Source organism: Ornithinicoccus sp., assembly GCF_057176825.1.
This window is the reverse complement of the sequence record NZ_CM169976.1, coordinates 551,791-573,826: the sequence shown is the minus strand read 5'-3', so window position 1 is coordinate 573,826 and position 22,036 is coordinate 551,791. Positions and strand designations below refer to the sequence as shown.

Below are 22,036 nucleotides of genomic sequence, written 5' to 3'. Positions count from 1 at the left end.
GCGCCCTGACCATCGCGCACCCCAAGCACCGCGACACCTTCGGCGACACCCTGGACTACGCGTTGCCGGGCGAGGCCCAGCAGCTGATCGCAGCGCTACGTGGCCGACCCGGAGGCGTATGCCGAGCGGGTCGCCCGGACGCAGCGTGCCGTGACCGAGCGGTTCGGTCACGAGGGCTTCGTCAGTCGTTTGGCGGAGCTGGCCGCCGACCGCGGGGAGCCCTCCGAGCGACCCGAGCCGCCCCCCACAGCGCCGCACGCCGCGCCCCTGCGGTTGCGGGTGCGCCCGGCGGGGGCCGGCGCAGGCACGGACGGGGGCCCGGTCGAGGTTGTGGCACAGGGCCCCTGGACGGTGCGGTCCCTGCCGTTGCGTTCGCTCGCCGACGGCGCCCGGGCGGATCAGGTGGCGGTGGTGCACCGCGCCGGGGCGGAGGACGTCGTCCGCGACTGGCTCCGGGAGGCCCTTGCCGGCCTCGAGGGGGAGCAGTTGGACGAGGCGTTGGTGGCCCGGGCACCGGAGCCGGTGCCGGCCGTGGTGACGGTCCGGGACGGGGTGGCTCAGGTGGCCTGGCGGCAGTCGGACGCGGAGCTGCCCGTCGAGACCGTGCGAGCGCCAGAGGGCCCGGACCTGGTGGACCTGGTCGCGATGGCGCTGCCGGAGGGCTGGCGCGCCAGTGCCTGGGCGGCCCGGTCCGCGAGCTTCCAGCTCGACCTGGGCGGTGTCGAGGAGTTGGTCACCGCCCGCTGACCGGACCGGCACCGGCGGCCAGGATCGCCGCCGCGAACTCCCCGCTGCTGCGCAGTGGCAGCGGGACGGACCGCACCAACGCCGCCAGGCGGGGCTCGTGGAACGGCAGCAGCACCCGGTGCGCCAGGTCACCGTCGTCGATCAGGTCACGCACGGACTCCTCCACCCCGCGCGTCCCCACGCTCCCGCCCGCTCCCAGGACGGCTTCGCTCCCCGCGGGATGCAGGAGCACGGTGCCGGGCGGCAGGTCGCGCCACAGCGCGTGTGCCGTGGTGCGCGGGGCACCGGAGGGGTCCGTCGCGCGGCACAGCGCGACGAACGGGGACTCGGCGTCCGGCGCGTCGGCGCACAGCACCCGGTGCGGCAGGCCGTGGCGGTGGCAGAGGAGGCTGGCCGCGAACAGGTCCTCGGACTCCGGGGACCGGCCCAGCTCCGGGTCGAAGCAGGTGAACGCGAACGCGTCCGGAATCCGGTGCGGCAGGAAGGCGGCCAGCAGCAGCGCGCTCCCGGGGGAGGCGTCCAGGGCGAGGGCGGGAGGGCCGAGGGCGGCGAGCAGCCGGACGTGCTCGGTCAGCCGGGCACGCACCTCCTCGGCCACTGCGGCGAGGTCGGGGTCGGGCGCGGCGTGGTCGGGAGCCGTGTGGTCGGGAGCGGCGTGGTCAGGTGCGGCGGGGCGCTCCGACCGCCCGGCCGGCACCGGGCGGTGCGAAGCCCGCGGGACCCCGGCGGGGTCGGTGACCTCAAGGAGGTGTCCCGGGCGGACCGTGTCGAGGCGATCGGGGGAGGGCACCAGGACGGGGGCCGAGGCCACCGCGAGCCCGCCATCGGTCCGCCAGTGCACCGGCTGGCTGGCCCAGGCATCGGGCAGGACGGTCAGCACCGGCGCGACTCCCGGGGCGTCGGCGGCATCGTGCAGCAGCAGGGTCCAACGGCCGCCCAGCCCCACGCTGTCACGCACGGCGTCGGCGGTGCTGGGGGCCCCCGCGATCCGTGCGGCGATCCGCGTCCCGTCACCCAGGCCGGCGTCCACATCGACAGGGTGCCCGACCAGGAGCACGTGGACCGGGCCTGCGGAGGCCGCGGCACCGACCGTGCGCGGCGGCAGGTAGCAGGCCAGGTCGCCCAGGTCGTGCCGGCGCCAGGATCGCGCGTGCGCGGGTGGGGGCGTGGTCGCCGGCAACAGCAGGTAGCCGTGCCCGAAGGCGGTCTGTGCGAGGTACTCCCCGACGACGTCGTGCCCGTGCCGCTCCTGACGGATCCTCCGGGCCCGGGCGGCGACTCGCGACGGCAGTGCCCGGAGGCGGGCGCCGGGGGCGCGCGCTCTCTCCCAGCCCGTCACGGCGTGCCCCGCAGCCGACGGAGGCGGGGCCGCACGTCCTGCCGCCAGCGGGGCCGCGCGGCGAGCAGGTCGCCGAGCGAGAGGGGGTCCTCGGGGGCCGGCGGGGGCTGCAGCGGCCCGCGGGCGGGCGGGAGTCCGCCGGCCAGTTCGGGGGCCGCGGCCTGCATCATCGTGAACAAGGTCTTGTCCTCGCGCAACTGCACCGGCAGCGACAGCATGACCTCCAGCAGCCGCCGGTCGTTGAACGGCAGCATCAGGCGGTGCCCCAGGTCGCCATCGAGGTACTTGCGGATCCCCCACTTGCCCATCCGGTGCTCCCAGTAGAACAGATCGTGCCAGTCGTAGCCCGCGAGCGCCTCCGGCACGAGCCGGACCGCCTCCCGGTACTCGGCGAACACCCCGTCGTAGTCGTGGTCCTCCGCCAGTCGGCGGGACTGCCACAGGTCGGCCAGCCGGCGGGGGTCGGGCGGCCCCTCCTTGCGGGAGCGGGGGCTGGCGGTGCCCACCTCACCGAGATTCGAGGCGAGCTGCACCAGGTCACGCGGCAGATCGGCATACATGGCCTGGGCGGCGCCGAGGGACCCCAGGAACACCGGGTAGGTGCGTCGGCAGGCGCGGTCCACCACCCCGTCCTCCGGCGGCTTGCGCCACGCCAGCGCCAGGTGCGGGATCCCCGCCAGCCTTGCCCACCGCGCCCCCTTCGAACAGGTCGGCCCGGTGCTGGAGGTCCGCCACACCCTGCCGGGGGTTGTAGTAGGTGAAGCCGAAGGTGTCCGGGGTGCGGTGCGGGAGGAGCGCGGCCAGGGTGGTGCGGCTGTCGTGCCCGGCGGTGAGGCTGATGCCCGGACGTCCGAGCCCCGTGACCAGCCCGACGTGCGCGGTCAGTCTGGTGCGGAACTCACGGAACACCTGCGCCGGGTCGGTGCGCTCCTGCCGGTCCTCCGCGGGCCAGAAACGGTCGAACCGGGTCCGGCCCCGGCTGTGGGTGAGCAGCTGGTTGGGCGGGAGCAGGCGCACCCCCTCGTGCTCGGTGTGCAGCCCGGGCGGGTAAGCCACCGTCCGGTGCGGGGGCCGGAAGGTGGCGATGTCCCGGTAGGCCTGCGCGGTCACCGGGTCCGGCTCGAGCCCCAGCGTGTGGGCCACCAGCGCTCCGGCTGACCCGAGGACGGGCCCGGCCGGCGTGGCGGACCAGTAGACCGGGTGGGAGGCGGCGCAGTCGGGCACGACCCGCAGGGTCGCGTCGGGGTCGGCCGCGTGCAGCAGGGCCGTCCACCGACCCCCGAGGTATGCCGTGTCCCGCACCACCGCGTCGGCCCCGGCCCCGGCCCAGGTGGCGAGCAATCGGTCGGCGATGCGGCCCGCGGTGGCGAGCCCGGCGTCGACGTCCAGCGGGTGCCCCAGCAGGACCAGGGTCCCCGGGCCCCCGGTGGCGACCGTCGCCACGGTGCGGGGGTGCAGGTGGTAGCGGTAGCCGGCGATGTCGCGCACCGGCCAGCCGGTGACCTCCGGGCAGGTGCTGATCGGGGGCGGCGGGCCGTCCGTCCGTGCCGTAGGGGTGTCGGGAGAGGTGGTGCCGGGATAGATGAGGTAGCCGTGCGCGAACGCCGCGTCGAGCAGGGCCGGGTCGGGTCCGTCCTCAGACGGTCGCATGGTCGACGGCGTCCCCGAAGAAGAGCAGCTGGCTGCTCCGGGTGAGGATCTGGTCGTCGGTGATGGACCAGGTGTGGCCGTCGGGGCTGGCACCACGGATCGACACGAAGTTGAACCGATCGGTCGAGTAGACGCGGCCGCCCTGGGCGCGCACCTTGTCCAGGAAGGTCGAGTCGACCCGGCGGGGCAGGTCCTCGAAGCGGATCCGGCGGGCCACCTCCCGCGGCATCAGCAGGGTGCCCCCCTGGACCATGTCGACATAGCGGTGCTCGGCGTGGCCGAACCGCAGCAGGGTCGCCCCGGTGGACTGCAGGTGCACGAAGTGCGCCCACTTCCCGACGACCTCGGCCTCGCTGTAGTCGAAGCCGTTGATCAGGTCGGACAGGTAGTGCGCCCCGTAGTGGTTGTCGTCGTCCATCTTGGCCAGGTAGTCGCCGGAGGCCAGCTCCACCCCGGTGTTCATCATCGCCCCCAGGGTGACCGACGGGTCGATCTCCCGGACGACCAGGTGCTCCAGCCCCAGGTCGGCCGCCCGGGCCCGCAGCGCCGGCTCGTCGGGGGCGAACCCGTGGGTGAGCAGCACCAGCTCCACGTCGTGATGGAGCTGCCGGGCCAGGGTGGCGAGCACATGGTCCACCTGGTCGGGTCGCATGGTCGGGACGATCGCGGAGATGCGCCGGGGCCGCGGGGTCACCGGCAGGCCGACCGTCTCCAGCACCTGGTCGACCCGGTGCCGGTACAGGTGGTCGGCGAAGACCCGGCGGTGGGCCAGCATCGCCTGCCGGTCGCGCAGCTCCGGGTGCCGCATCAGCACCCCGATCCGGGTCTCCGCCTCCTCGCGGTCGCGGACCACGGTGATGGTGTCGCCGAAGAACGGCCGGATGCTGGCGGCCGGGCCCGAGACGACCGGGACCTGGGCCGCCGACAGCTCGAACAGCCGGCGGGCGCACATGGTGGGCGACCCGGTGACCGAGTTGACGTTGAGGAAGAGCTTGTAGGCCGGGGCGGCCGCCAGCATCTCCGGGTACGGCAGCGTCCCGACGATGTTCTTCCGGAAGGCGATGGGGAACTGGTAGCGCTCGTCCTCGGCCTGCATCCGGGAGTAGATGTGCAGCCCGTGCTGCTGGGCGACCGGGAGCATCGCGTCCATCTGTTCGCGACGCTCGGGGTGCTTGTCTCGGAAGTAGCTCCCGGCGAAGGCGATGTCGTAGCAGTGCGGGGGGAAGCCCTTGGGGCGGACCGGGGTGTGGATCCGGGGCTGGGCGCCGAACGGCAGCAGCTGCACCCGGTCGTGACCCAGGTCCCGGCGGTAGTCCGGGAGCCGGTCGGCGTCCACGGTGAACACGTGGTCGAAGAGACGGGCGGTGGCGATGAACCGGTCGTAGTTCGGCGGGTCCTCCTTGTTCCAGAACACCGTCGGGACGCCGTGCTCCCGGCACCAGTCGAGCAGGTCCCGCAGCTCCTGGCTGGGGCCGGCGCTGCCGGTCATCGCCAGCCGCCACGCGCCGTCGTTGCCGCGCCAGGCGGACTCGGCGAAGAACAGGTCGGGACGCCGGGCCGTGAACTCGGCGCGCCAGGTCTCCGGGGTGGGTGCCACCTGGTCCCACTCGTAGCGGAAGGCGAGCTCGCTGAAGGGGTCCAGGAGCACCGCGACGCGCAGGTCCGGGCGGTTCACCGGGCCGGACGGCAGCCGGGCGTCCGGGAGGTGGATCTCGCTGCGGAACCGGCGGGGCACCGCCTGGCGGGCGCGCTCGGTGGCCTTGCTGCGGATGATCGAGACGTACCGGGTGCGGGCCTGCGGGTCGCTGACAGCGCGCCGGAGGGCCCGCCGCCCCCTGGCGAGTTTCGCGGCGACGTCAGCCACCCGTCATCACGTTCCTTCCCTGCGGTGCCGGATCCGACCGTTAGCATGCCATAGCAGCCGGTGCCCGAACGGGCGACCGAGCATCGAGAGGGGCAGGGAGCAGCATGACCGACACACTGCGTGGCCGGATCGCGCGTCGCCTTCCCGGGATCGGCTGGCGGGACGCCAAACTGCGGGAGCGCGAGGGCCAGGTGGCGGACCTGCGGGCCGAGGTCGAGGAGCTGCGGGCCCGGGTCGAGGCGGGGGAGAAGGCCGTGGCCACGAAGGACAAGGCGCTGCGCTCGGCCAAGGAGCAGTGGCGGTGGGCCAGCCCGGAGCACCCCTCGTTCCGCCGGGACCTGGTGAACCTGCGGCGCACCCTCATCGACCTGCGGGGCATCGACCGTGACCAGCGGCACCCCCAGCGCCAGCTCCCGTTCAAGCTGCGCAACTACCGGCTGGCGGCGAGCCACGGCATACCCGTCCCCACCGTGTTCGGCGCGTGGCGCCGGATCGAGGACATCGACCTGGACGGGCTCCCGGACTCCTTCGTGCTGAAGTCCGACGGCGGCGCCGGGGGCCACGGTGTGCTCCCGCTGCGCCGGGAGGGGCCGGACCGGTACGAGCTGCTGGACGGCACCGCGCAGTTCACCGGTCAGGGGATCCGCGACCGCCTGGCCTCGGTCACCTCGCTCAGCGGGCCGTTCTTCGCCGAGGAGGTGCTGGTCCAGCCGGGCGGCGGCCCGATCCCGGACGACGTCAAGCTCTACGCCTCCTACGGCACCATCCAGCACACCCTGCTCCGTCGGATGCCCGAGCACGGCAACCTGCGCACCGCGCGGTACCGCTACCTCGACGCGGACTGTGCCGACCTCGGCCCCGTGTCGCCCGTCCAGAACATCGACCCGGACATCCCCCACCCGGAGGGCCTGCGGGAGATGATCGAGCACACCCGGCACCTGTCCCGGGCGGTGGGGGTGCCCTTCGTCAGGGTCGACTTCTATGCGACCGACCGGGGACCGGTCCTGGGGGAGATCACCCGGGTGCCGGGCGGGGCCCAGCAGTACCTCCCCGAGCACAACGAGGCGCTGGGGCGGGTCTGGGAGCGGGGTCGTTGGGAGCTCGACCTCGACCTGGTGGCCGGTCGCCCGTTCGGGATCCTGCACGGGGAGCACCCGGCGCCCAACCTGTATCCGGAGGGGCACGTCTCGACCGCGGACGACCCCGGCTCGTGGGCCGTGCGTGTGGTCCCCTGCGCGCAGTGGTGCGCGCCGGGGGTCCGCTAGCCTGTGCCCGGTCGGGTCGGCAGCGCGGGAGGTGCAGTGGTGCGGTCCAGGAAGGTGCTCGCCGGCGCTGCCGGAGGGACGGTCATGGGGCTGGTGGCCCTGGCCGGTGCGCTGCTGGAGCAGTGGTGGCTGGTCGTCCTCGCTGTCATGGCCGTGCTCGGGGCGACCCTGCTGATCGCCCTGGACGCCCACCGTCTCGCCGAGAGCAACGAGAGGCAGGTGCAGCGGATGGCCGCCCGCTTCCGGCGCCTGGTGGCCGAGGTCGAGGGCGGCGCGCGGGCGTCCGCCGACGCGGTGGCCGAGCCCACCCCCCAGGAGCCCCCGGCCACGGACCGGGAGACCCCGGCTCAGCTCACCGACCTGGTCGGCGCCGTCCGGTTGGCGCAGGCCGAGTATGCCGGGCGGCTGGACCGGTTGCAGCGCTCGGTGGAGGTCGCCCTCGACGCGCTGCCCGGGGCGGCGGCTCAGGCGCAGGGCCCAGAACCCGACCCTGAACCCGCACCGGCGCACCCACCGGCCCCGCCGGATCGGGAGTGAGCCAGGAGCTGCCCGTCGGGCCCCGGTCGGTGGCCCAGCGGTATGCCGATCGGGCCGGGCCGGACGAGGGGGACGCCCTGGTCCCCGCGGTGCTGCGCACCGGGTCGGTGGCGGCGCGGGACATCCTGGCCGAGGCCGCCTGGCCCGGGCACGACATGGCCGACGTCCTCGCCTGGTGCCGGTCCGGCTCCCCCTGGCCCGTGCTGGCTGAGGGGATGGACCCGGGACGGCTGGGCGACCTGGGGCACGTCGTCGCGGTGCAGACACAGCGGCAGGAGGACCGGGAGGACGGCCGTCGGATCCTGGAGGCGCTCGGCCACGACGAGACGCTGCGGCAGCTGACCCCGCGCGCGGCCGGCAGCCTGCTGCAACTGCGGGTCGGCGACCGTGACCACGCCGCCGCTGCCGAGCTGCTGGACCACCCCGCCGTCCGCCGCTCCATCAAGCGGGGGATCCGCGCGGCCGTGCGGACCGACCTGCGCAACCCCTACCTGTTCCCGGACGAGCCGGGCGCCGACGAGGCCGACTGGCTGGTGCTGCTCAACCGGGCCCTGCACGCCGGGCGGCTGACCGACCTGGCCCTGCTCCCGCCCGGGCAGCTGCCCGACGGCACGCCGCTCCCGGTCTTCGACCGGTTGGTGGCACCGGATCGGCAGGAGGTCCCCTCGCCCCACCGGGTGACGGTGCTGATGAGTGCGCACCGCCCGGGGCACGCCGTGATCACCGCGGTGCGTTCCATCATCGAGCAGACCTGGACCAACTGGGAGCTGTTCGTCATCGACGACGGCTCCGGCTGCGAGTTCGACCCGATCCTGGCGCAGGTCGCTGGAATGGACCCGCGCGTCCAGGTGATCCGCAAACCGGTCAACGGCGGGACCTACCGGGCCCGCAACACGGCGCTGCGGCGGGCGACCGGGGAGTTCGTCACGGCCCTGGACTCCGACGACTACTTCCACCCGCAGGCGCTCGAGCAGTTCCTGGCGCCGCTGCTGGCCGAGCCGGGGCTGTTGGCGACCCGTTGCAACGGGGTGCGCCTGGTCGACCAGGTGGGACTGACCCGCCTGGGTTACGTCCCCCGGATGGTCGCCGGGTCGACGCTGACCTTCCGACGGGTGGAGGTGCTGGAGCGGATCGGCTTCTTCGACACGGTCCCGAAGGGGGCCGACAACGAGTACCGCCAGCGATTGGTCGCGGCGTTTGGCCCCCGGGTTCGCGACCTGCCGTCAGCCATGTTGCTGATGCGGTCGGGCACGACGCTGTCCTCCTCGGACTTCCGGCGGGGCTGGCAGCACGGGACCCGGTTCGCCTACAAGACCACCTACGCGGGATGGCACGCGGGCATCGCCGCCGGCACGGCCGACCCCTTCCTGGATCCCGACGGGCCCCGGCCGTTCCCGGACCCGCTGGGGTGGCGCAGCCAGGCCGCGGCGCGGCGCCGCTTCGACCTGTGCGTGGTCGGTGACTGGCGCACCGGGGGCCAGCCGCACGGCGGGATGCTCGCCCGGGTGCACGCGGCGCTGGAGGGTGGCTACTCGGTGGCGCTCGTGCACCTGGAGTCGCTGTGGGAGACCGCGCTCGGTGACGTGTCCCTGTGCGGGGAGTTGCTGGACCTGGTCCGGGCTGGTCATGTGGAGTGGATCCAGCTGGATGACCCCGTGGACCTCGGCGTGGTCCTGGTGGACCGTCCCGAGGTGCTGCAGTTCGCCCCTCCCGGTCCCGGCACCCTGCGTGCCGACCGGGTGGTCTGCGCCGACAGCCACCCCGGGGTCGGCACCGAGCGGTATGCCGTGGGAGACGTCGCGGCCCGGGTGGGCGAGCTCTTCGGCGCGGAGCCGGAGTGGGCGCCGCAGGACCTGGCTGCCACCGTGCTCCCGGCGCCGTCCGAGCATCCCGAGCTGTCGGCCTCCCGCTGGGGCGAGGGGTCCCGGTGGGTCGCGTTGCCGGCCATGGTCGGGGTCCCCGGCACCGGTGAGCCGACAGACCTGGGACCCGACCTCGAGGTGAGGGACGTGGTCGGCGGCGAGGGTGCGCTCCGGCGCGCGCTGCAGGAGCTGGACTTCCTCCTGCTGCCCGAGCAGGTCCGGGGTGACCCGGTCCGGCTCACCCTGGAGTCGCTGGCCGCGGGCACCCTGGTGGTGGCCGATCCGGTCTGGCGGGCGGTGCTGGGGGACCTGCCGGACTACCTGCCGCCCGAGGCCCGGCCCGCGCAGGTGACCGCGGCCCTGGAGCACTACGCCCGGCGCCCCCGGACCTACGCCCGGAGGCTGGCGCGGGCGCGGCAGGCGGTGTGGCCCGTGCATGGACCCGGGGCGTTCCGGGACCTGCTGGCCTCCTGGCTGGCAGAGACCGCGGAGACGACCCTGCCGACTCCGGCCGACCGCAGCCGTCGGCCGGAGCACCGGCACGGGCGGGGCCACCGACCATGGGTACGGGCACCGGCACGGGTCAGGACGCGGCGCGGCGCGTGGTCGTGCGGACAGCCGCCGGCCCCGCGGGCGGCCCGCCCGGAGGTCAGCGTCCCCGAGGGGTACGTCGGCACCACCCTCACGCTCCGCGCCGCCTGGGACGGCGAGCGGGCCGATCACGTCGTGGTCGTGCATCTCCCGCGGGGGGAGGCCGAGGTGACCGACTGGGTGCACGACACGATCAGTCAGCAGGGGCAGGGCCCCGTCCCGGACGGGACCTGGCATCCGCGCCTCGACGCCGCGCCGGAGGGCGTGGCCGCAGTCGTCGTGCGCCGGGACGGGCTGCTGAGCGTTGCCGCCCGCGACGGTGTCGCGCTCGACCTTCCCGACCGACCAGGACAGCCCCTGGTGGGCCCTGCAACCGCCCGGCGCCCGGACTGCGCGGCGGTAGCATTCCGCGGGAGGCCCGGACCGGGGCCCCGTGCCGAACCAGGAGGGTGACCCGTGGCAGACGGCTTCCGCCGCGATCTCGCGCGTCGCCTCCCCGGGATCGGCTGGCGCGAGGAGCGGCTGGCCGAGCGCGCCGACCAGGTCGCCTCGCTCCGGGAGGAGGTGCGGGCCCTGCGGGTGGCACACGACGAGCTGCGCGAGGGACACGACCAGCTCCGCGGGGAACGCGACCGGCTGCAGGCAGACCACGCAGCAACAGCACGTCCGACCTCGACCGAGCGGGACGCCCAGCTGAAGGAAGCTGCAGTCCTCGCTGTCCAGGGCCTCCTTCCGCAGGGAGCTGCTCGACCTGCGCCGCACCGTGGTCACCCTGCGGGACGTGGACCCCGAGCTGCGGCACCCGCTGCGGCACCTGCCGTTCAAGCTGCGCAACTACCGGCTGGCGGCCAGCCACGGGATCGCCACCCCGCAGCTGCTGGGGCGTCTGGGGGGAGGCCTCGCAGATCGACCTGTCCGCCCTGCCCGAGCAGTTCGTACTCAAGGCCGACGGGGGCTCCTCCGGCCGCGGTGTCCTCCCGCTGCGCCGGGTCGCAGGGGACCGGTACGCACTGCTGGACGGCACCCGGGAGCTGACCGGCACCGAGATGCGCGACCAGTGGGGGACCACGTCGTCGATCTCCGGGCCGTTCTTCGCCGAGGAGGTGCTGACCCAGCGCGGGGGCCTGCCACTGCCCGACGACGTCAAGGTCTACGCCGCCTACGGCACGGTGCTGCAGGTCCTGCTGCGGCGGATGCCCGAGCACGGCAACCTGACCACGGCGGGCTACCGCTACCTGGACGCGGACCTGCAGGACCTGGGCGAGGTGAACGCGGGCCAACGGATCGACCCCGACATCCCCATCCCCGAGCAGGTCCCCGAGATGGTGCGCCTGGCGGCGCACCTGTCCCGGGCGGTCGGCCTGCCGTTCTGCCGGGTCGACCTCTACGGCACCGACCGCGGGGTGGTGCTCGGGGAGATCACCCGCGCTCCCGGCGGCCGGCAGCAGATCCGGCCGGACCACGACGAGCGGATGGGGCTCGCCTGGGAACGCGCCCGCTGGGAGCTGGACCGGGACCTGCTCGCCGGGCGGCCCCTCGGGATCCTGCACGGCACCCACGAGGCGCCCAACCCCTACCCGGAGGGCCACCCCTCGACAGCGCCCGACCCCGGTCCGTGGGCGATCCGGGTCCTGCCCTGCGAGCAGTGGTGCCACCCACCGGCCGGGGCCTGAGCGCCGTGGGCAGCCGTCTGCTCCGCACCCTCCCGGTCGCGGCGCGCACCGTCCCCGCCGCCGCGCGCAACGCCCCGGCTGCCGCGTCCGTGCTGTGGCGCCACGTCGGCCGGACCGGCGCCAAGGCCACCTCCGTGGCCCTGCGGTCCGCCCCCGGGGCCGTCCGGGACATCGTGCAACGGCCCGCGATCCGGGAGCGCCGTCCGGACCTCGCGGCGCTCGCCCTGTCCGCCTCCGGGCGACGGGAGGAGGCCGCCGCGCTGTTGCGTGACGCCCTCGGCCCGGACGGCCCGGACGAGGCCCCGCCGGTCCCGCCGGACGTCGCCCGGCAGGTCGCCTCCGCCGCGACCACCCTGCTGCTGCCCGACCTGGCCGTGCGCGCGCTGGAGCACCTGCCCCCGCAGGACCGGCACCGGCCCCGCACCGCCGCGCTGGTCGCCGCCTCCCGGGGGCACCTCACCGAGGCGACCGAGCAGGCCCGCCTGGCCCCCGGCATACGGGGTCGTCAGTTGGCCACCCGCCTCGGCGGCGAGCTCGAGGTGCTGCGGCACGACCTGCTCCGGGAATCCCTGGCCACTCCGGGCCCGCCGTTGCAGCGCACCGCTCCCGTCCGCCGGGTGCTGCACGTGGTGAGCAACGCGGTCCCCGAGGTGCAGGCCGGCTACACCATCCGCACCCACGGGATCGTCACGGCGCAGCGCGCCGCCGGGTTGGAGCCGCACGTGGTCACCCGCCTCGGGTTCCCGGTCGACAGCGGCTCGCTGACCGCCCGCCCCGCGGTGAGTGTCGACGGCGTGGAGTACCACCGGTTGCTTCCGCGCGGCCCGATGCCGCTGCCCGGCCGGGCCATGCAGGAGCAGGCGGTCCAGCAGCTGACCGCCCTCGTCGAGCGTCTCCGGCCGGACCTGCTCCACGCGCACAGCAAGCACGAGAACGCCCAGATCGCCCTCGCCGTGGGGCGCCGCCTGGGGCTGCCGGTGGTCTACGAGGTGCGTGGCTTCCTGGAGGAGACCTGGCGCAGCAACGGCGGAGACCCTGCCGCGGACTTCTACACCCTGTCGCGTGGGGCCGAGACCGCGTGCATGGCTGCTGCCGACCGCGTCGTGGCCATCTCGGGGACGATGCGCGAGGAGATCCTCGCCCGGGGCATCCCCGCGGGCCGGGTGGACGTGGTCCCCAACGCGGTGTCGACCGAGTTCACCGACCCGCTGCCCGAGCGCGGCGCCGCCCGCGCCGCACTGGGGTTCGCTCCGGGTGACACCGTCTTCGGCACCGTGAGCACGCTGAACGACTACGAGGGCATCGACACCCTGGTCCGCGCCGTCGGGACGCTCCAGGACCCCGCCGTGCGGCTGCTGGTCGTCGGCGACGGGCCGGCCGCGGCGTCGCTGCGGGAGCTGGCCGCACCGCTGGGTGCCCAGGTCGTCTTCACCGGCAGGGTGCCGCACTCCCGGGTCCGGGAGCACCTCGCGGCGCTCGACGTGTTCTGCGTCTCACGACGGGCCACCCCGGTGACCGCGCTCGTCCCGCCGCTCAAGCCGCTGGAGGCGATGGCCGCGGGTCTTCCGGTGCTGGTCAGCGACCTGCCCCCGCTCGTCGAGCTGGTGCCGCCCGGGCGGTTCGGGGCCGTCGCGACCCCGGACGACGTCGGCGCGTGGGCCGGCGAAATGCGACGCCTGCGGTATGCTCCCGAGCACGCCCGGACCATGGGCGCGCAGGCCCGCGACTGGGTTACCCAGCACGGCACCTGGGCCGCCGCGGCGGACCGGTATGCCGAGGTGTACGCCGCTGTTGCGCGTGCCTGACCTGCCCCAGACCCCCCACCAAGGAGTTCACACGTGGCCGTTGACGCCGTCATCATCGGACTGGGTTACGTCGGTCTGCCGCTGGCCCAGGAGGCCACTCGCGCCGGCCTGACCGTGCTCGGGTTCGACATCAACCAGGGGGTCGTCGACGACCTGAACGCCGGCCGCTCCCACGTGGACGACCTGACCGACGCCGACATCGCCGAGATGATCGAGGGCGGCTTCCGGGCCACCACCGACGAGACCGAGATCGCGACCGCCAAGACCGCCGTGATCTGCGTGCCCACGCCGCTGTCCGACGAGGGCGGCCCGGACCTGCGGCCGGTCGAGTCCGCCGTGGAGACCGTGGCACGCAACCTGCAGCCGGGCATGCTGGTGGTGCTGGAGTCCACCACCTACCCGGGGACCACCGACGAGGTGGTGCGCCCGCGGCTGGAGGCCGGCGGGCTGGTCGCCGGCACCGACTTCTTCCTGGCGTTCTCCCCGGAGCGGATCGACCCCGGCAACGAGCAGTTCGGCGCGAAGAACACCCCGAAGGTGGTCGGTGGCCACACCACAGCGTGCGGGGACGCCGCCGAGAAGTTCTACGGCACGTTCGTGGACACCGTGGTGCGCACCAAGGGGACGCGCGAGGCGGAGACCGCCAAGCTGCTGGAGAACACCTACCGCCACATCAACATCGCCCTCGTCAACGAGATGTCCCGGTTTTGCCACGAGTTGGGCATCGACCTGTGGGAGGTCATCGACGCGGCCAAGTCCAAGCCGTTCGGGTTCCAGGCCTTCTACCCCGGTCCGGGCGTCGGGGGTCACTGCATCCCGATCGACCCGAACTACCTGTCCCACAACGTGAAGTCGCGGCTGGGGTACCCGTTCCGGTTCGTCGAGCTGGCGCAGGAGATCAACACCCAGATGCCGTCCTACGTGGTGTCCCGGGCGCAGGACCTGCTCAACGAGGACGGCAAGGCCCTGAAGGGTTCAACCGTGCTGCTGCTCGGCGTCACCTACAAGCCGAACATCGCCGACCAGCGCGAGTCCCCGGCGGTCCCCCTCGCTCGCAACCTGCTCGCCAAGGGTGCCACGGTCGTCTTCCACGACCCGCACGTCTTCTCCTGGGGCCCGCTCGGTGAGTCGGTGTCCCGCGTGGAGGACCCGGCCGACGGTGTCGCCCGGGCCGACCTGTCGATCCTGGTGCAGAACCACCGCGAGTACGACGTGGAAGCCCTGGCCGGCGCCGCCACGCGCTTCTTCGACACCCGCGGGATCGCCGCCGCGGGTGAGCGGGTCAGCCGGCTGTGACGACCGGGGGCCCCGGCGACCCGGCGAGCCTGCCCCCCGCCCTCACCTCCGAGCAGGCGGCGGAGCTCGCCGGTCGCCACGGCCTGAAGCAGGTCGGTGCACGCCCTTCCCTGGGGGCCTACATCAAGGACCTGTGGCAGCGCCGGGGGTTCCTGGTGACCCTGGCCCAGGGCGATTTCATCGCCAGCACCCAGAACAACGTGCTGGGCGTGCTCTGGTCGGTGCTCAATCCGTTGCTGCTCGGGGTGGCCTACTTCCTGATCTTCGGGCTGCTGATCGGCACCCGGGGCAACATCGAGGACTTCATCACCTTCCTCACCGTCGGGCTGTTCACCTTCATCTACATCTCCGGCGGGTTGAACTACGGCTCCCGGGCGATGACCAGCAACATCTCCCTGATCCGGTCGCTGCAGTTCCCCCGGGTGCTCCTGCCGCTGTCCACGTCGATGAGCCAGTTCCTGGGCACCATCCCCGCCTTCGGCATCCTCATCTTCATCGCGCTCGCGCGGGGCCAGCGACCGACCTGGGAGTGGCTGCTCTTCCCCCTCTCACTCGTGGTCGTCGGGATCCTCACCACCGGCCTCGGGCTGATCGCGGCGCGGGTGGTGCACGAGGTGCGCGACGCCAGCAACCTGATCCCGCTGCTGACCAGGATGTTCCGCTACGTCTCGGGTGTGTTCTTCCCGGTTGCCCACTACGCCGAGCGGGCGCCGCAGTGGCTGGCGATGATCCTGGAGTACCAGCCCCTGGCGGTCAGCCTGACCCTGGTCCGGGAGACCCTGATGGGCGAACTGGTGGTGAACCCGGTCACCTGGCTGGTCGCCACGTCCTGGGCGGTCCTCTTGTTCCTCGTCGGCTTCGTGCTGGTGTGGCAGGCGGAGGCCAGCTATGGCCGGAACTGACCAGGGCGGGGCCGCGGCCGAGGAGGCCGCGGTGGCGCAGGACGACCGGATCCCCTCGGTGATCGTGTCCCACCTCGACGTCGTCTACAAGGTCTACGGCGTCGGCAAGACCACGCGCCCGGCTCCGAGCGAGAACGTCGTGTCCCGGTGGATCAACCGGGGCAAGCGACACATGGGGGTGCGCGAGGTGCACGCCGTCAAGGACGTCTCCTTCGTCGCCTACAAGGGCGAGTCCATCGGCATCGTCGGGCGCAACGGCTCTGGCAAGTCGACCCTGCTGCGGGCCGTCGCCGGCCTGATCCCCGCCGCGAACGGCGAGGTGTACCACCACGGTCAGGCCGCGCTCCTCGGCGTCAGCGCCGTCCTCGCGCGTGGACTCACCGGCGCCCGGAACGTCTTCATCGGCGCGCAGGCCCTCGGACTGAGCAAGCAGGAGGTGCGGGAGCGCTACAAGGACATCGTCCGGTTCGCCGGCATCGGTGAGTTCATCAACCTGCCGATGAGCTCCTACTCCTCCGGCATGGCCTCCCGGCTGCGGTTCGCCATCTCGACCGCGGCCGTCCCGGACATCCTCGTCGTGGACGAGGCGCTGAGCACCGGCGACGCCGAGTTCCGGCAGCGGGCCAGCGAGCGGATCGCGAAGTTCCGCGAGTCCGCCGGCACCGTCTTCATGGTCAGCCACAACGCCTCGACCATCAAGGCCCAGTGCACCCGGGCCATCTGGATGGAGAAGGGCGAGATGGTGATGGACGGACCTGCCGCGCAGGTCGTCGATGCCTATCAGGAGATGGTCCGCAAGGAGGCGGCGGCCAAGAAGAAGAAGCAGCAGTCCAAGGGCAAGAAGTCCCCCGGCGGCAGCAGCAGCGGCAAGGGGTCCTGAGTGCCGTCGGCGCTGGTGGTGACCGTGGTGCACCATCCGGACGACGCGCGGATCCGGCACCGCCAGCTCGAGGCGCTGCGCGAGGCCGGGTGGCAGGTCACCTACGCCGCACCCTTCACCGCCTACGGCCTGACCCTGCCCGTCGGGACCCCGTGGCTCACCCCGGTGGACCTGCCCCGGGCATCGGGGCGGTCCCGACTCGCTGCGCTCCGGGCGGCCCGTGACCTCCTCCGGGAGCGTGCCGCCTCCCACGACGTGGTGCTGCTGCACGACCCCGAGCTGCTCCTGGCCACGGTCGGCACCCGCGTCTCCACGCCCGTGGTCTGGGACGTGCACGAGGACACCGCGGCCGCCCTTGAGGTGCGGCCCTGGTTGCCCGACCCGCTGCGCCGCCCGGGCGCGGGAGCGGTGCGCTCCCTGGAGCGGTGGGCCGAGCGGCGGATGCCGTTGCTGTTGGCCGACCACCAATACTCCGCGCGGTTCCGCCGGGACCACCCCGTCGTGCCGAACACCACGCGGGTGCCCCCGCGTCCCGTGCCGGCCGCGTCGCCCGGCGTCGACGGCATCCAGCGGGTCGTCTACCTGGGCAGCATCACCTTGGAACGCGGGGCCCGCGAGGTGGTCGAGGTCGGGGCGGCGCTGCGCGACCGGACGGACGGGGCGGTCGCGGTGCACGTCATCGGGCAGGCCCACGGGGAGGCGGAGCAGGTGCTCACCCGGGCGCAGCGCGACGGTGCGATCACCTGGCACGGGTTCGTCCCGAGCGACCGGGCACTGCCGATGCTGGACGGAGCACTGGCCGGGTTGTCGCTGCTGCACGACGAGGCGAACTTCCGCCCCTCGATGCCCACCAAGGTCGTGGAGTACCTGGCCCGCGGCGTCCCGGCGATCAGCACCCCGCTCCCGGTCGCCGCGGACCTGATCCGGCGCAGCGGGGCGGGGGTGCTGGTGCCATTCGGCGACGCCGCAGCGGCTACGGCCGCCGTCCTGGAGCTGTGGGCCGCCCCGGACACGGCGCGCACCATGGGTGCGGCGGGCCACGCCGTGGCCAGGGCCGAGTTCGACTGGGACGTGGTGGCGCCGGCGTTCATCGCCTCGCTGGAGGACGCGGCCGGGCTGCGCTGACCGCTGTCCGGTCGCGGCGGCTCAGGCCTCGACGGTGGTCGCCAGCCAGCGCTCGATCATCGCGCTGACCTGCTCGGGGACCTCCAACTGGTGGAAGTGTCCGGCGCCCACGGTCTGGCCCGTCGTGACCAGGGAACGGTCCGCGGCTGCCTCCCGCAGTCCCCGCTCGACCGAGGCCGCGTGCACGACCAGGAGCGGGACGGCCAGCTCGCGCAGCGCCCGTTCCCCGTCGTAGCCGGCCATCGCACGGGCCGATGCGGCGGCGATGGCGGCCGGGACGGCGGCCGCCTGCTCGGGCACCCGGTCGCGCCCGACCCGGTCGGTCGGCAGGAAAAGGCCGTCGAGGAACGCGCGGCGCCACGCACCGGTGTGGTCGCGGGCGATCTCGGGGGCGCTGTCGGCCCACATCGCCCGGCCCCGGACGTTGAGCACCGGCGCGGGGTCGAGCAGCACCGCCCCGCGCGGCAGGTGCCCCGCCCCGGTGCTGCCTCGCACCGACTCCAGCGCGATCAGGCCGCCCATGCTGTGGCCGATCACCACCGGGGAGCGCAACCCTGCCTGGCGGCACACGCCCAGGACGTCCTGTGCGTAGTCGGCGATGGTCACCTCGCGCAGCGCGGCGGGCACGAGGTCGTCGCGGTCGCCCGGTCGCTCCAGCCCGACCCCCCGGGAGCCGTCGTCGTCGGACTCCCGGCTGGCGCCGTAGCCCCGGAGGTCGAGCACGGCCACCCGGTGCTGGCGGGAGAAGTGCTCGACCAACGGCTGCATGGCCGAGCGGTCGCAGCACCACCCGTGCACCAGCACCAGGTCCGGGTGAGCGGTGTCGGTCGGTCCGGACACGGCATACGAGACGGGTCCGGCAGGGGTATGCAGGAGGGCGCCCATGCCGTGATCGTGTCACGGTGCGGCGTGCCGGGGCCCGAGGGCGAGGAACCCCGCGGCGGCGAGCAGCGCCGGCACCACGGCGAGAAGGGGCAGGGTGCCGAGCGAGACGCGCTCGACGACCCCGCTCCCGGCGGCGGCGCCGACGGCGATCCCGAGGTTGAGCGCCACCGGCATCAGCGTGCCTGCGGTGCGGCGGTGCTCGACACCGGCCCTGCGCATCAGGCTGGCCTGGACCGCTGGGCCCACGGTGCCGGTCACCGTCCCCCACCCGAACACCAGGGCCAGGTCCAGCACCGGGTCGCGTCCGAGCCCGGCCAGGCCAACCAGGCTGACCGCCATGAGCAGCGCCATCACGGTCGGCACCGCCGAGGGGTACCGGTCGCTGGTCAGACCCACCAACGCCACCCCGAGCCCGCCGGCCACGCCGAAGACCACGAGCAGCAGCGGCGTCGGGACGGTGCTCGGGGCGAGCAGCTCCGCCACGAAGGTGAAGACACCGAAGTGTGCGACCAGGACCAGACCGCCCAGCGCGGCCGTGAGCAGCAACGGACGCAGCGGTCGTCGGGCCCGGACCCCCTCGGGGCCGCCGGTGTCGTCGGAGACCACCGGGTGGCGGGGCAGGCGCACCGCGATCACCCACGCCGCGACGAGTGCGAGGACGGCCAGGCCGAGGAACGCCGGCCGCCAGCCGAACAGCCCGGCGACGGCGTTGCCGGCCGGAATCCCGCCGACCGCCCCCATCGTGCCGCCGAACAGCACGACGGCCGTCGCGCGCGCGATCTGGTGCTCCGGGACGATCGAGGCCGCGTGGGCGTTGATCGTCGACCACAGCAGCCCGGTGGCGCCGGCGGCGACCAGGCGCGAGCCCATCGCCACGGCATACGTGGGTGCCCAGGCGGTCACCAGCGTCGCGAGGGCGAAGACGGTCAGGGCGGCGGCGATGACGGTCGGGCGCGGGAGACGGGCGGTCAGCCGGACCAGCGGGAAGCTCGCGACCACCACCATCGCGGCCCAGGCGGACACCAGCAGGCCGGCGCGGCCCAGCGAGACGTCCAGGTCGGCGGCCATCGCGGGGAGCACCGCCGTGGGCATCATCTCCCCGCTGACCACGACGAAGACGGTCAACGACATCACGCTCAGGGCGCCCCACGGGAGGCGATCGGTCTCGGGTCGAGTCAGGGTCTGCAGGCTCATGACATCGACGGTAAAGTGTGACACTAATGTCAATGTCAAGGGTAATTTCGGAGGGACGACCGATGAGGATCGGGGAGCTGGCCGAGCGCACCGGGGTGGCCCCGCGGCTGTTGCGCTATTACGAGCAGCAGGGGCTGCTCAGCGCCGAGCGGGCCGGCAACGGCTACCGGGAGTATGCCGAGGGTGACGTCGAGCGGGTCGGCAGGGTCGCCGGGATGGTGCGGGCGGGGGTCCCGACCCGGTTGGTGCGCGCCATCCTGGACCTGGAGACGCTGCCCACCGCGGAGCTGGTCGACACCTGCACCCGCAACGTCGCCGAGCAGCTGGCGACGGAGCTGACCGAGATCGAGGCCCGCATCGACTGCCTGAGCAAGAGCCGCGACACGATCCGCGGGTTCCTCGCCCGGACCGAGCACCGCGCCCTGCTCACCCCGGGGTAGGCGCGGATTAGGCAGCGGGGGGACGCGGTCGGTATCGTGGACGGGTTCACCGCGACCTGTCCCGGATTCGGGCTGCCCTGTGGATCACGCCCGCGGGCGTCGGTCGGCTCTGGCAGGCTGGGGCCAGCAGGAAGCGGTGGGACGTATCGCAACCCTCCTGTCACGGAGAGACCGTGACCGCTGAGACCGAAGGAGGTGGGTTCACGCATGCGTCAGTACGAACTCATGATCATCCTCGACCCCGAGTCCGATGAGCGGACCCTCCAGCCCACGCTGGAGAAGATGCTCGCCGTCGTCACCAAGGACGGCGGGACCGTCGACAACATGGACATCTGGGGACGTCGTCGCCTGGCGTACGACATCAAGAAGAACTCCGAGGGGATCTACGCCGTCATCACGCTGACGGCGGAGTCGGCCACCGCCCAGGAGCTCGACCGCCAGCTCGGTCTGAACGAGACGGTGCTGCGGACCAAGCTCATGCGCCTCGGCGCCTGACCACGATCCTCATCCCGAGTTAGGACTACCCCATGGCTGGCGAAACCCCCATCACCCTGGTCGGCAACCTCACTGCGGACCCGGAGCTGCGCTTCACCCCGTCCGGCGCCGCCGTCGCGAACTTCACCGTGGCCTCCACGCCCCGGCAGTTCGACCGGCAGGCCAACGACTGGAAGGACGGCGAGACGCTGTTCATGCGCTGCTCCATCTGGCGCGAGGCGGCGGAGAACTGCGCCGAGAGCCTGACCCGCGGCGCCCGCGTCGTCGTCACCGGTCGTCTCGTCTCCCGCTCCTGGGACACCCCCGAGGGCGAGAAGCGGACCGTGATGGAGATGCAGGTCGACGAGATCGGCCCGTCGCTGCGCTACGCCACCGCCAAGGTCACCAAGGCCCAGCGCGGCGGTGGCGGCGGAGGCGGCTTCCAGGGCGGCGGCCAGCAGGGTGGCTTCGGCGGCGGCAACGCCGGCGGCGCCCCCCAGGGTGGCCAGCAGAGCGGCGGCCAGCCCGCCGCGACCGACCCGTGGGCGACCGGTGGCAACGCTGCCGGCGGCCAGGGTGGTCAGCAGGGTGGCGGGTGGGGCGGCGCGCCGTCCTACGACGAGCCGCCGTTCTGATCCCCACACAAGACATCTGATCCACACCATCCCGAGTCACCAGCTCGGGCTCTCACCGATAAGGAGAGCACCACGATGGCCAAGCCCGTTGTGCGCAAGCCCAAGAAGAAGGCGAACCCCCTCAAGGCCGCCAAGATCGAGGCGATCGACTACAAGGACACCGCGCTGCTGCGCAAGTTCATCTCCGACCGCGGCAAGATCCGCGCCCGCCGCGTGACCGGCGTCTCGGTCCAGGAGCAGCGTCGGATCGCCACCGCCGTCAAGAACGCCCGCGAGATGGCGCTGCTTCCCTACTCCAGCTCGGCCCGCTGAGCACCCTGACGAGAAGGAGAAGTCGATGAAGCTCATTCTGACCCAGCCCGTCAGCGGCCTCGGCAACGCCGGGGACGTCGTCGAGGTCAAGGACGGCTACGCCCGCAACTACCTGCTGCCCCGCAAGCTGGGCACCCCCTGGACCAAGGGCGGCCAGAAGCAGGTCGACGCGATCACCGCGGCCCGCGCCAAGCGCGAGGTCCGGTCGGCCGAGGAGGCCCAGTCGGCCAAGGCCAGCCTGGAGGGCAACGCCGTCCAGGTCGCGGCCCGCGCCGGCGCCAGCGGCCGCCTGTTCGGTGCGGTGACCTCCGCGGAGATCGCCGAGGCGATCGCCTCCGCGGGCGGCCCGCAGGTCGACCGTCGCCGCATCGAGGTCCCGGCCCCGATCCGCAGCGTCGGTGACCACACCGCCCACGTGCGGCTGCACGAGGACGTCACGGCGACCGTGACCGTGTCGGTGACCAGCGCCTGACACCGACCTCACGCACGTGCTGGGCCCGACCGGGTAGTTCCCGGTCGGGCCCAGCCGTCTGCGTGCCCTAGAATGCTGCGTGTTCCCC

Annotated in this window: 21 protein-coding genes; 15 read left to right on the top strand and 6 right to left on the bottom strand. The window is 73.6% G+C overall.

The features are described 5' to 3' along the window. The first annotated feature begins 99 nt into the window (after window positions 1-99). A complete protein-coding gene (locus tag AC1QRC_RS03110) occupies window positions 100-747 on the top strand; it encodes a hypothetical protein (RefSeq protein WP_484205378.1) in 648 nt (215 codons plus the stop codon). Here the strand turns inward: AC1QRC_RS03110 and AC1QRC_RS03105 are convergent. The 4 genes from AC1QRC_RS03105 to AC1QRC_RS03090 are packed head-to-tail and all read right to left on the bottom strand — an operon-like array spanning window position 734 to window position 5,600. Beyond that, on the bottom strand, window positions 734-2,086 hold the full coding sequence (locus AC1QRC_RS03105; RefSeq protein WP_484205377.1) for a hypothetical protein: 1,353 nt from the start codon (window positions 2,084-2,086) through the stop codon (window positions 734-736). The genes AC1QRC_RS03110 and AC1QRC_RS03105 overlap by 14 nt on opposite strands. Further along, the gene (locus AC1QRC_RS03100; protein ID WP_484205376.1) at window positions 2,083-2,679 is read right to left on the bottom strand and encodes a hypothetical protein; all 597 of its coding nucleotides are present in this window, start codon (window positions 2,677-2,679) and stop codon (window positions 2,083-2,085) included. The genes AC1QRC_RS03105 and AC1QRC_RS03100 overlap by 4 nt, the downstream gene beginning before the upstream one ends. Then, window positions 2,624-3,736, bottom strand: coding sequence for a hypothetical protein (locus AC1QRC_RS03095; RefSeq protein WP_484205375.1), 1,113 nt, complete (start codon window positions 3,734-3,736; stop codon window positions 2,624-2,626). Before AC1QRC_RS03095 ends, AC1QRC_RS03100 begins: the two co-directional genes overlap by 56 nt. Next, window positions 3,723-5,600: a glycosyltransferase family protein gene (locus tag AC1QRC_RS03090; protein WP_484205374.1), complete on the bottom strand. Its 1,878-nt coding sequence runs from the start codon at window positions 5,598-5,600 to the stop codon at window positions 3,723-3,725. Before AC1QRC_RS03090 ends, AC1QRC_RS03095 begins: the two co-directional genes overlap by 14 nt. A gap of 104 nt (window positions 5,601-5,704) precedes the next feature. Here AC1QRC_RS03090 and AC1QRC_RS03085 point away from each other — a divergent pair, with 104 nt between their 5' ends. Genes AC1QRC_RS03085 through AC1QRC_RS03045 form a run of 9 tightly spaced genes read left to right on the top strand, consistent with a single transcriptional unit; the run spans window position 5,705 to window position 17,536 of the window. After that, entirely contained in the window at window positions 5,705-6,865 is a 1,161-nt protein-coding gene (locus AC1QRC_RS03085; protein ID WP_484205373.1) for an ATP-grasp fold amidoligase family protein, read from the top strand. Between the two features lie 39 nt (window positions 6,866-6,904). Further along, window positions 6,905-7,402: a hypothetical protein gene (locus AC1QRC_RS03080; RefSeq protein WP_484205372.1), complete on the top strand. Its 498-nt coding sequence runs from the start codon at window positions 6,905-6,907 to the stop codon at window positions 7,400-7,402. Continuing rightward, window positions 7,399-10,308 carry a glycosyltransferase gene (locus AC1QRC_RS03075; RefSeq protein ID WP_484205371.1) on the top strand — a complete coding sequence of 970 codons (2,910 nt, stop codon included), beginning with the start codon at window positions 7,399-7,401 and terminating at the stop codon, window positions 10,306-10,308. Before AC1QRC_RS03080 ends, AC1QRC_RS03075 begins: the two co-directional genes overlap by 4 nt. Further along, window positions 10,305-11,528, top strand: a complete 1,224-nt coding sequence (locus AC1QRC_RS03070) for an ATP-grasp fold amidoligase family protein (protein ID WP_484205370.1) — start codon at window positions 10,305-10,307, stop codon at window positions 11,526-11,528. Before AC1QRC_RS03075 ends, AC1QRC_RS03070 begins: the two co-directional genes overlap by 4 nt. After that, window positions 11,501-13,333: a glycosyltransferase family 4 protein gene (locus AC1QRC_RS03065; protein WP_484205369.1), complete on the top strand. Its 1,833-nt coding sequence runs from the start codon at window positions 11,501-11,503 to the stop codon at window positions 13,331-13,333. The genes AC1QRC_RS03070 and AC1QRC_RS03065 overlap by 28 nt, the downstream gene beginning before the upstream one ends. A 33-nt stretch (window positions 13,334-13,366) precedes the next feature. Further along, a complete protein-coding gene (locus tag AC1QRC_RS03060) occupies window positions 13,367-14,629 on the top strand; it encodes a nucleotide sugar dehydrogenase (RefSeq protein WP_484205368.1) in 1,263 nt (420 codons plus the stop codon). Next, complete coding sequence (locus AC1QRC_RS03055; RefSeq protein WP_484205367.1) at window positions 14,626-15,531, top strand: ABC transporter permease; 906 nt, start codon at window positions 14,626-14,628, stop codon at window positions 15,529-15,531. The genes AC1QRC_RS03060 and AC1QRC_RS03055 overlap by 4 nt, the downstream gene beginning before the upstream one ends. Further along, entirely contained in the window at window positions 15,518-16,411 is an 894-nt protein-coding gene (locus AC1QRC_RS03050) for an ABC transporter ATP-binding protein (protein ID WP_484205366.1), read from the top strand. The genes AC1QRC_RS03055 and AC1QRC_RS03050 overlap by 14 nt, the downstream gene beginning before the upstream one ends. Further along, window positions 16,412-17,536 carry a glycosyltransferase gene (locus AC1QRC_RS03045; RefSeq protein WP_484205365.1) on the top strand — a complete coding sequence of 375 codons (1,125 nt, stop codon included), beginning with the start codon at window positions 16,412-16,414 and terminating at the stop codon, window positions 17,534-17,536. It abuts the gene before it with no gap. A gap of 21 nt (window positions 17,537-17,557) precedes the next feature. On the opposite strand, the gene AC1QRC_RS03040 is transcribed toward AC1QRC_RS03045, so the two are convergent. Together AC1QRC_RS03040 and AC1QRC_RS03035 are read right to left on the bottom strand one after the other, a co-directional pair. Next, complete coding sequence (locus AC1QRC_RS03040; RefSeq protein WP_484205364.1) at window positions 17,558-18,421, bottom strand: alpha/beta fold hydrolase; 864 nt, start codon at window positions 18,419-18,421, stop codon at window positions 17,558-17,560. Window positions 18,422-18,433: 12 nt separating this feature from the next. After that, the gene (locus tag AC1QRC_RS03035; protein WP_484205363.1) at window positions 18,434-19,615 is read right to left on the bottom strand and encodes an MFS transporter; all 1,182 of its coding nucleotides are present in this window, start codon (window positions 19,613-19,615) and stop codon (window positions 18,434-18,436) included. 62 nt (window positions 19,616-19,677) lie between these two features. Here AC1QRC_RS03035 and AC1QRC_RS03030 point away from each other — a divergent pair, with 62 nt between their 5' ends. The 5 genes from AC1QRC_RS03030 to rplI all read left to right on the top strand — a co-directional run bounded on the left by AC1QRC_RS03030 (window position 19,678) and on the right by rplI (window position 21,948). After that, entirely contained in the window at window positions 19,678-20,055 is a 378-nt protein-coding gene (locus tag AC1QRC_RS03030) for a MerR family transcriptional regulator (protein WP_484205362.1), read from the top strand. 207 nt (window positions 20,056-20,262) lie between these two features. After that, complete coding sequence (rpsF, locus tag AC1QRC_RS03025; protein ID WP_484205361.1) at window positions 20,263-20,550, top strand: 30S ribosomal protein S6; 288 nt, start codon at window positions 20,263-20,265, stop codon at window positions 20,548-20,550. Window positions 20,551-20,582: 32 nt separating this feature from the next. Then, entirely contained in the window at window positions 20,583-21,164 is a 582-nt protein-coding gene (locus tag AC1QRC_RS03020; protein ID WP_484205360.1) for a single-stranded DNA-binding protein, read from the top strand. A 75-nt stretch (window positions 21,165-21,239) separates the two neighbouring features. Further along, window positions 21,240-21,476: a 30S ribosomal protein S18 gene (rpsR, locus tag AC1QRC_RS03015; RefSeq protein WP_141783648.1), complete on the top strand. Its 237-nt coding sequence runs from the start codon at window positions 21,240-21,242 to the stop codon at window positions 21,474-21,476. A 25-nt stretch (window positions 21,477-21,501) separates the two neighbouring features. Next, window positions 21,502-21,948: a 50S ribosomal protein L9 gene (rplI, locus tag AC1QRC_RS03010; protein ID WP_484205359.1), complete on the top strand. Its 447-nt coding sequence runs from the start codon at window positions 21,502-21,504 to the stop codon at window positions 21,946-21,948. Window positions 21,949-22,036: the final 88 nt, after the last annotated feature.

Bases quoted from the DNA above. Each gene is read 5' to 3' on its own strand.
- AC1QRC_RS03095 (WP_484205375.1), bottom strand. From the start codon at position 3,736: ATGCGACCGTCTGAGGACGGACCCGACCCGGCCCTGCTCGACGCGGCG.
- AC1QRC_RS03085 (WP_484205373.1), top strand. From the start codon at position 5,705: ATGACCGACACACTGCGTGGCCGGATCGCGCGTCGCCTTCCCGGGATC.
- AC1QRC_RS03050 (WP_484205366.1), top strand. From the start codon at position 15,518: ATGGCCGGAACTGACCAGGGCGGGGCCGCGGCCGAGGAGGCCGCGGTG.
- AC1QRC_RS03040 (WP_484205364.1), bottom strand. From the start codon at position 18,421: ATGGGCGCCCTCCTGCATACCCCTGCCGGACCCGTCTCGTATGCCGTG.
- AC1QRC_RS03035 (WP_484205363.1), bottom strand. From the start codon at position 19,615: ATGAGCCTGCAGACCCTGACTCGACCCGAGACCGATCGCCTCCCGTGG.
- AC1QRC_RS03030 (WP_484205362.1), top strand. From the start codon at position 19,678: ATGAGGATCGGGGAGCTGGCCGAGCGCACCGGGGTGGCCCCGCGGCTG.
- rpsF (WP_484205361.1), top strand. From the start codon at position 20,263: ATGCGTCAGTACGAACTCATGATCATCCTCGACCCCGAGTCCGATGAG.
- AC1QRC_RS03020 (WP_484205360.1), top strand. From the start codon at position 20,583: ATGGCTGGCGAAACCCCCATCACCCTGGTCGGCAACCTCACTGCGGAC.
- rpsR (WP_141783648.1), top strand. From the start codon at position 21,240: ATGGCCAAGCCCGTTGTGCGCAAGCCCAAGAAGAAGGCGAACCCCCTC.
- rplI (WP_484205359.1), top strand. From the start codon at position 21,502: ATGAAGCTCATTCTGACCCAGCCCGTCAGCGGCCTCGGCAACGCCGGG.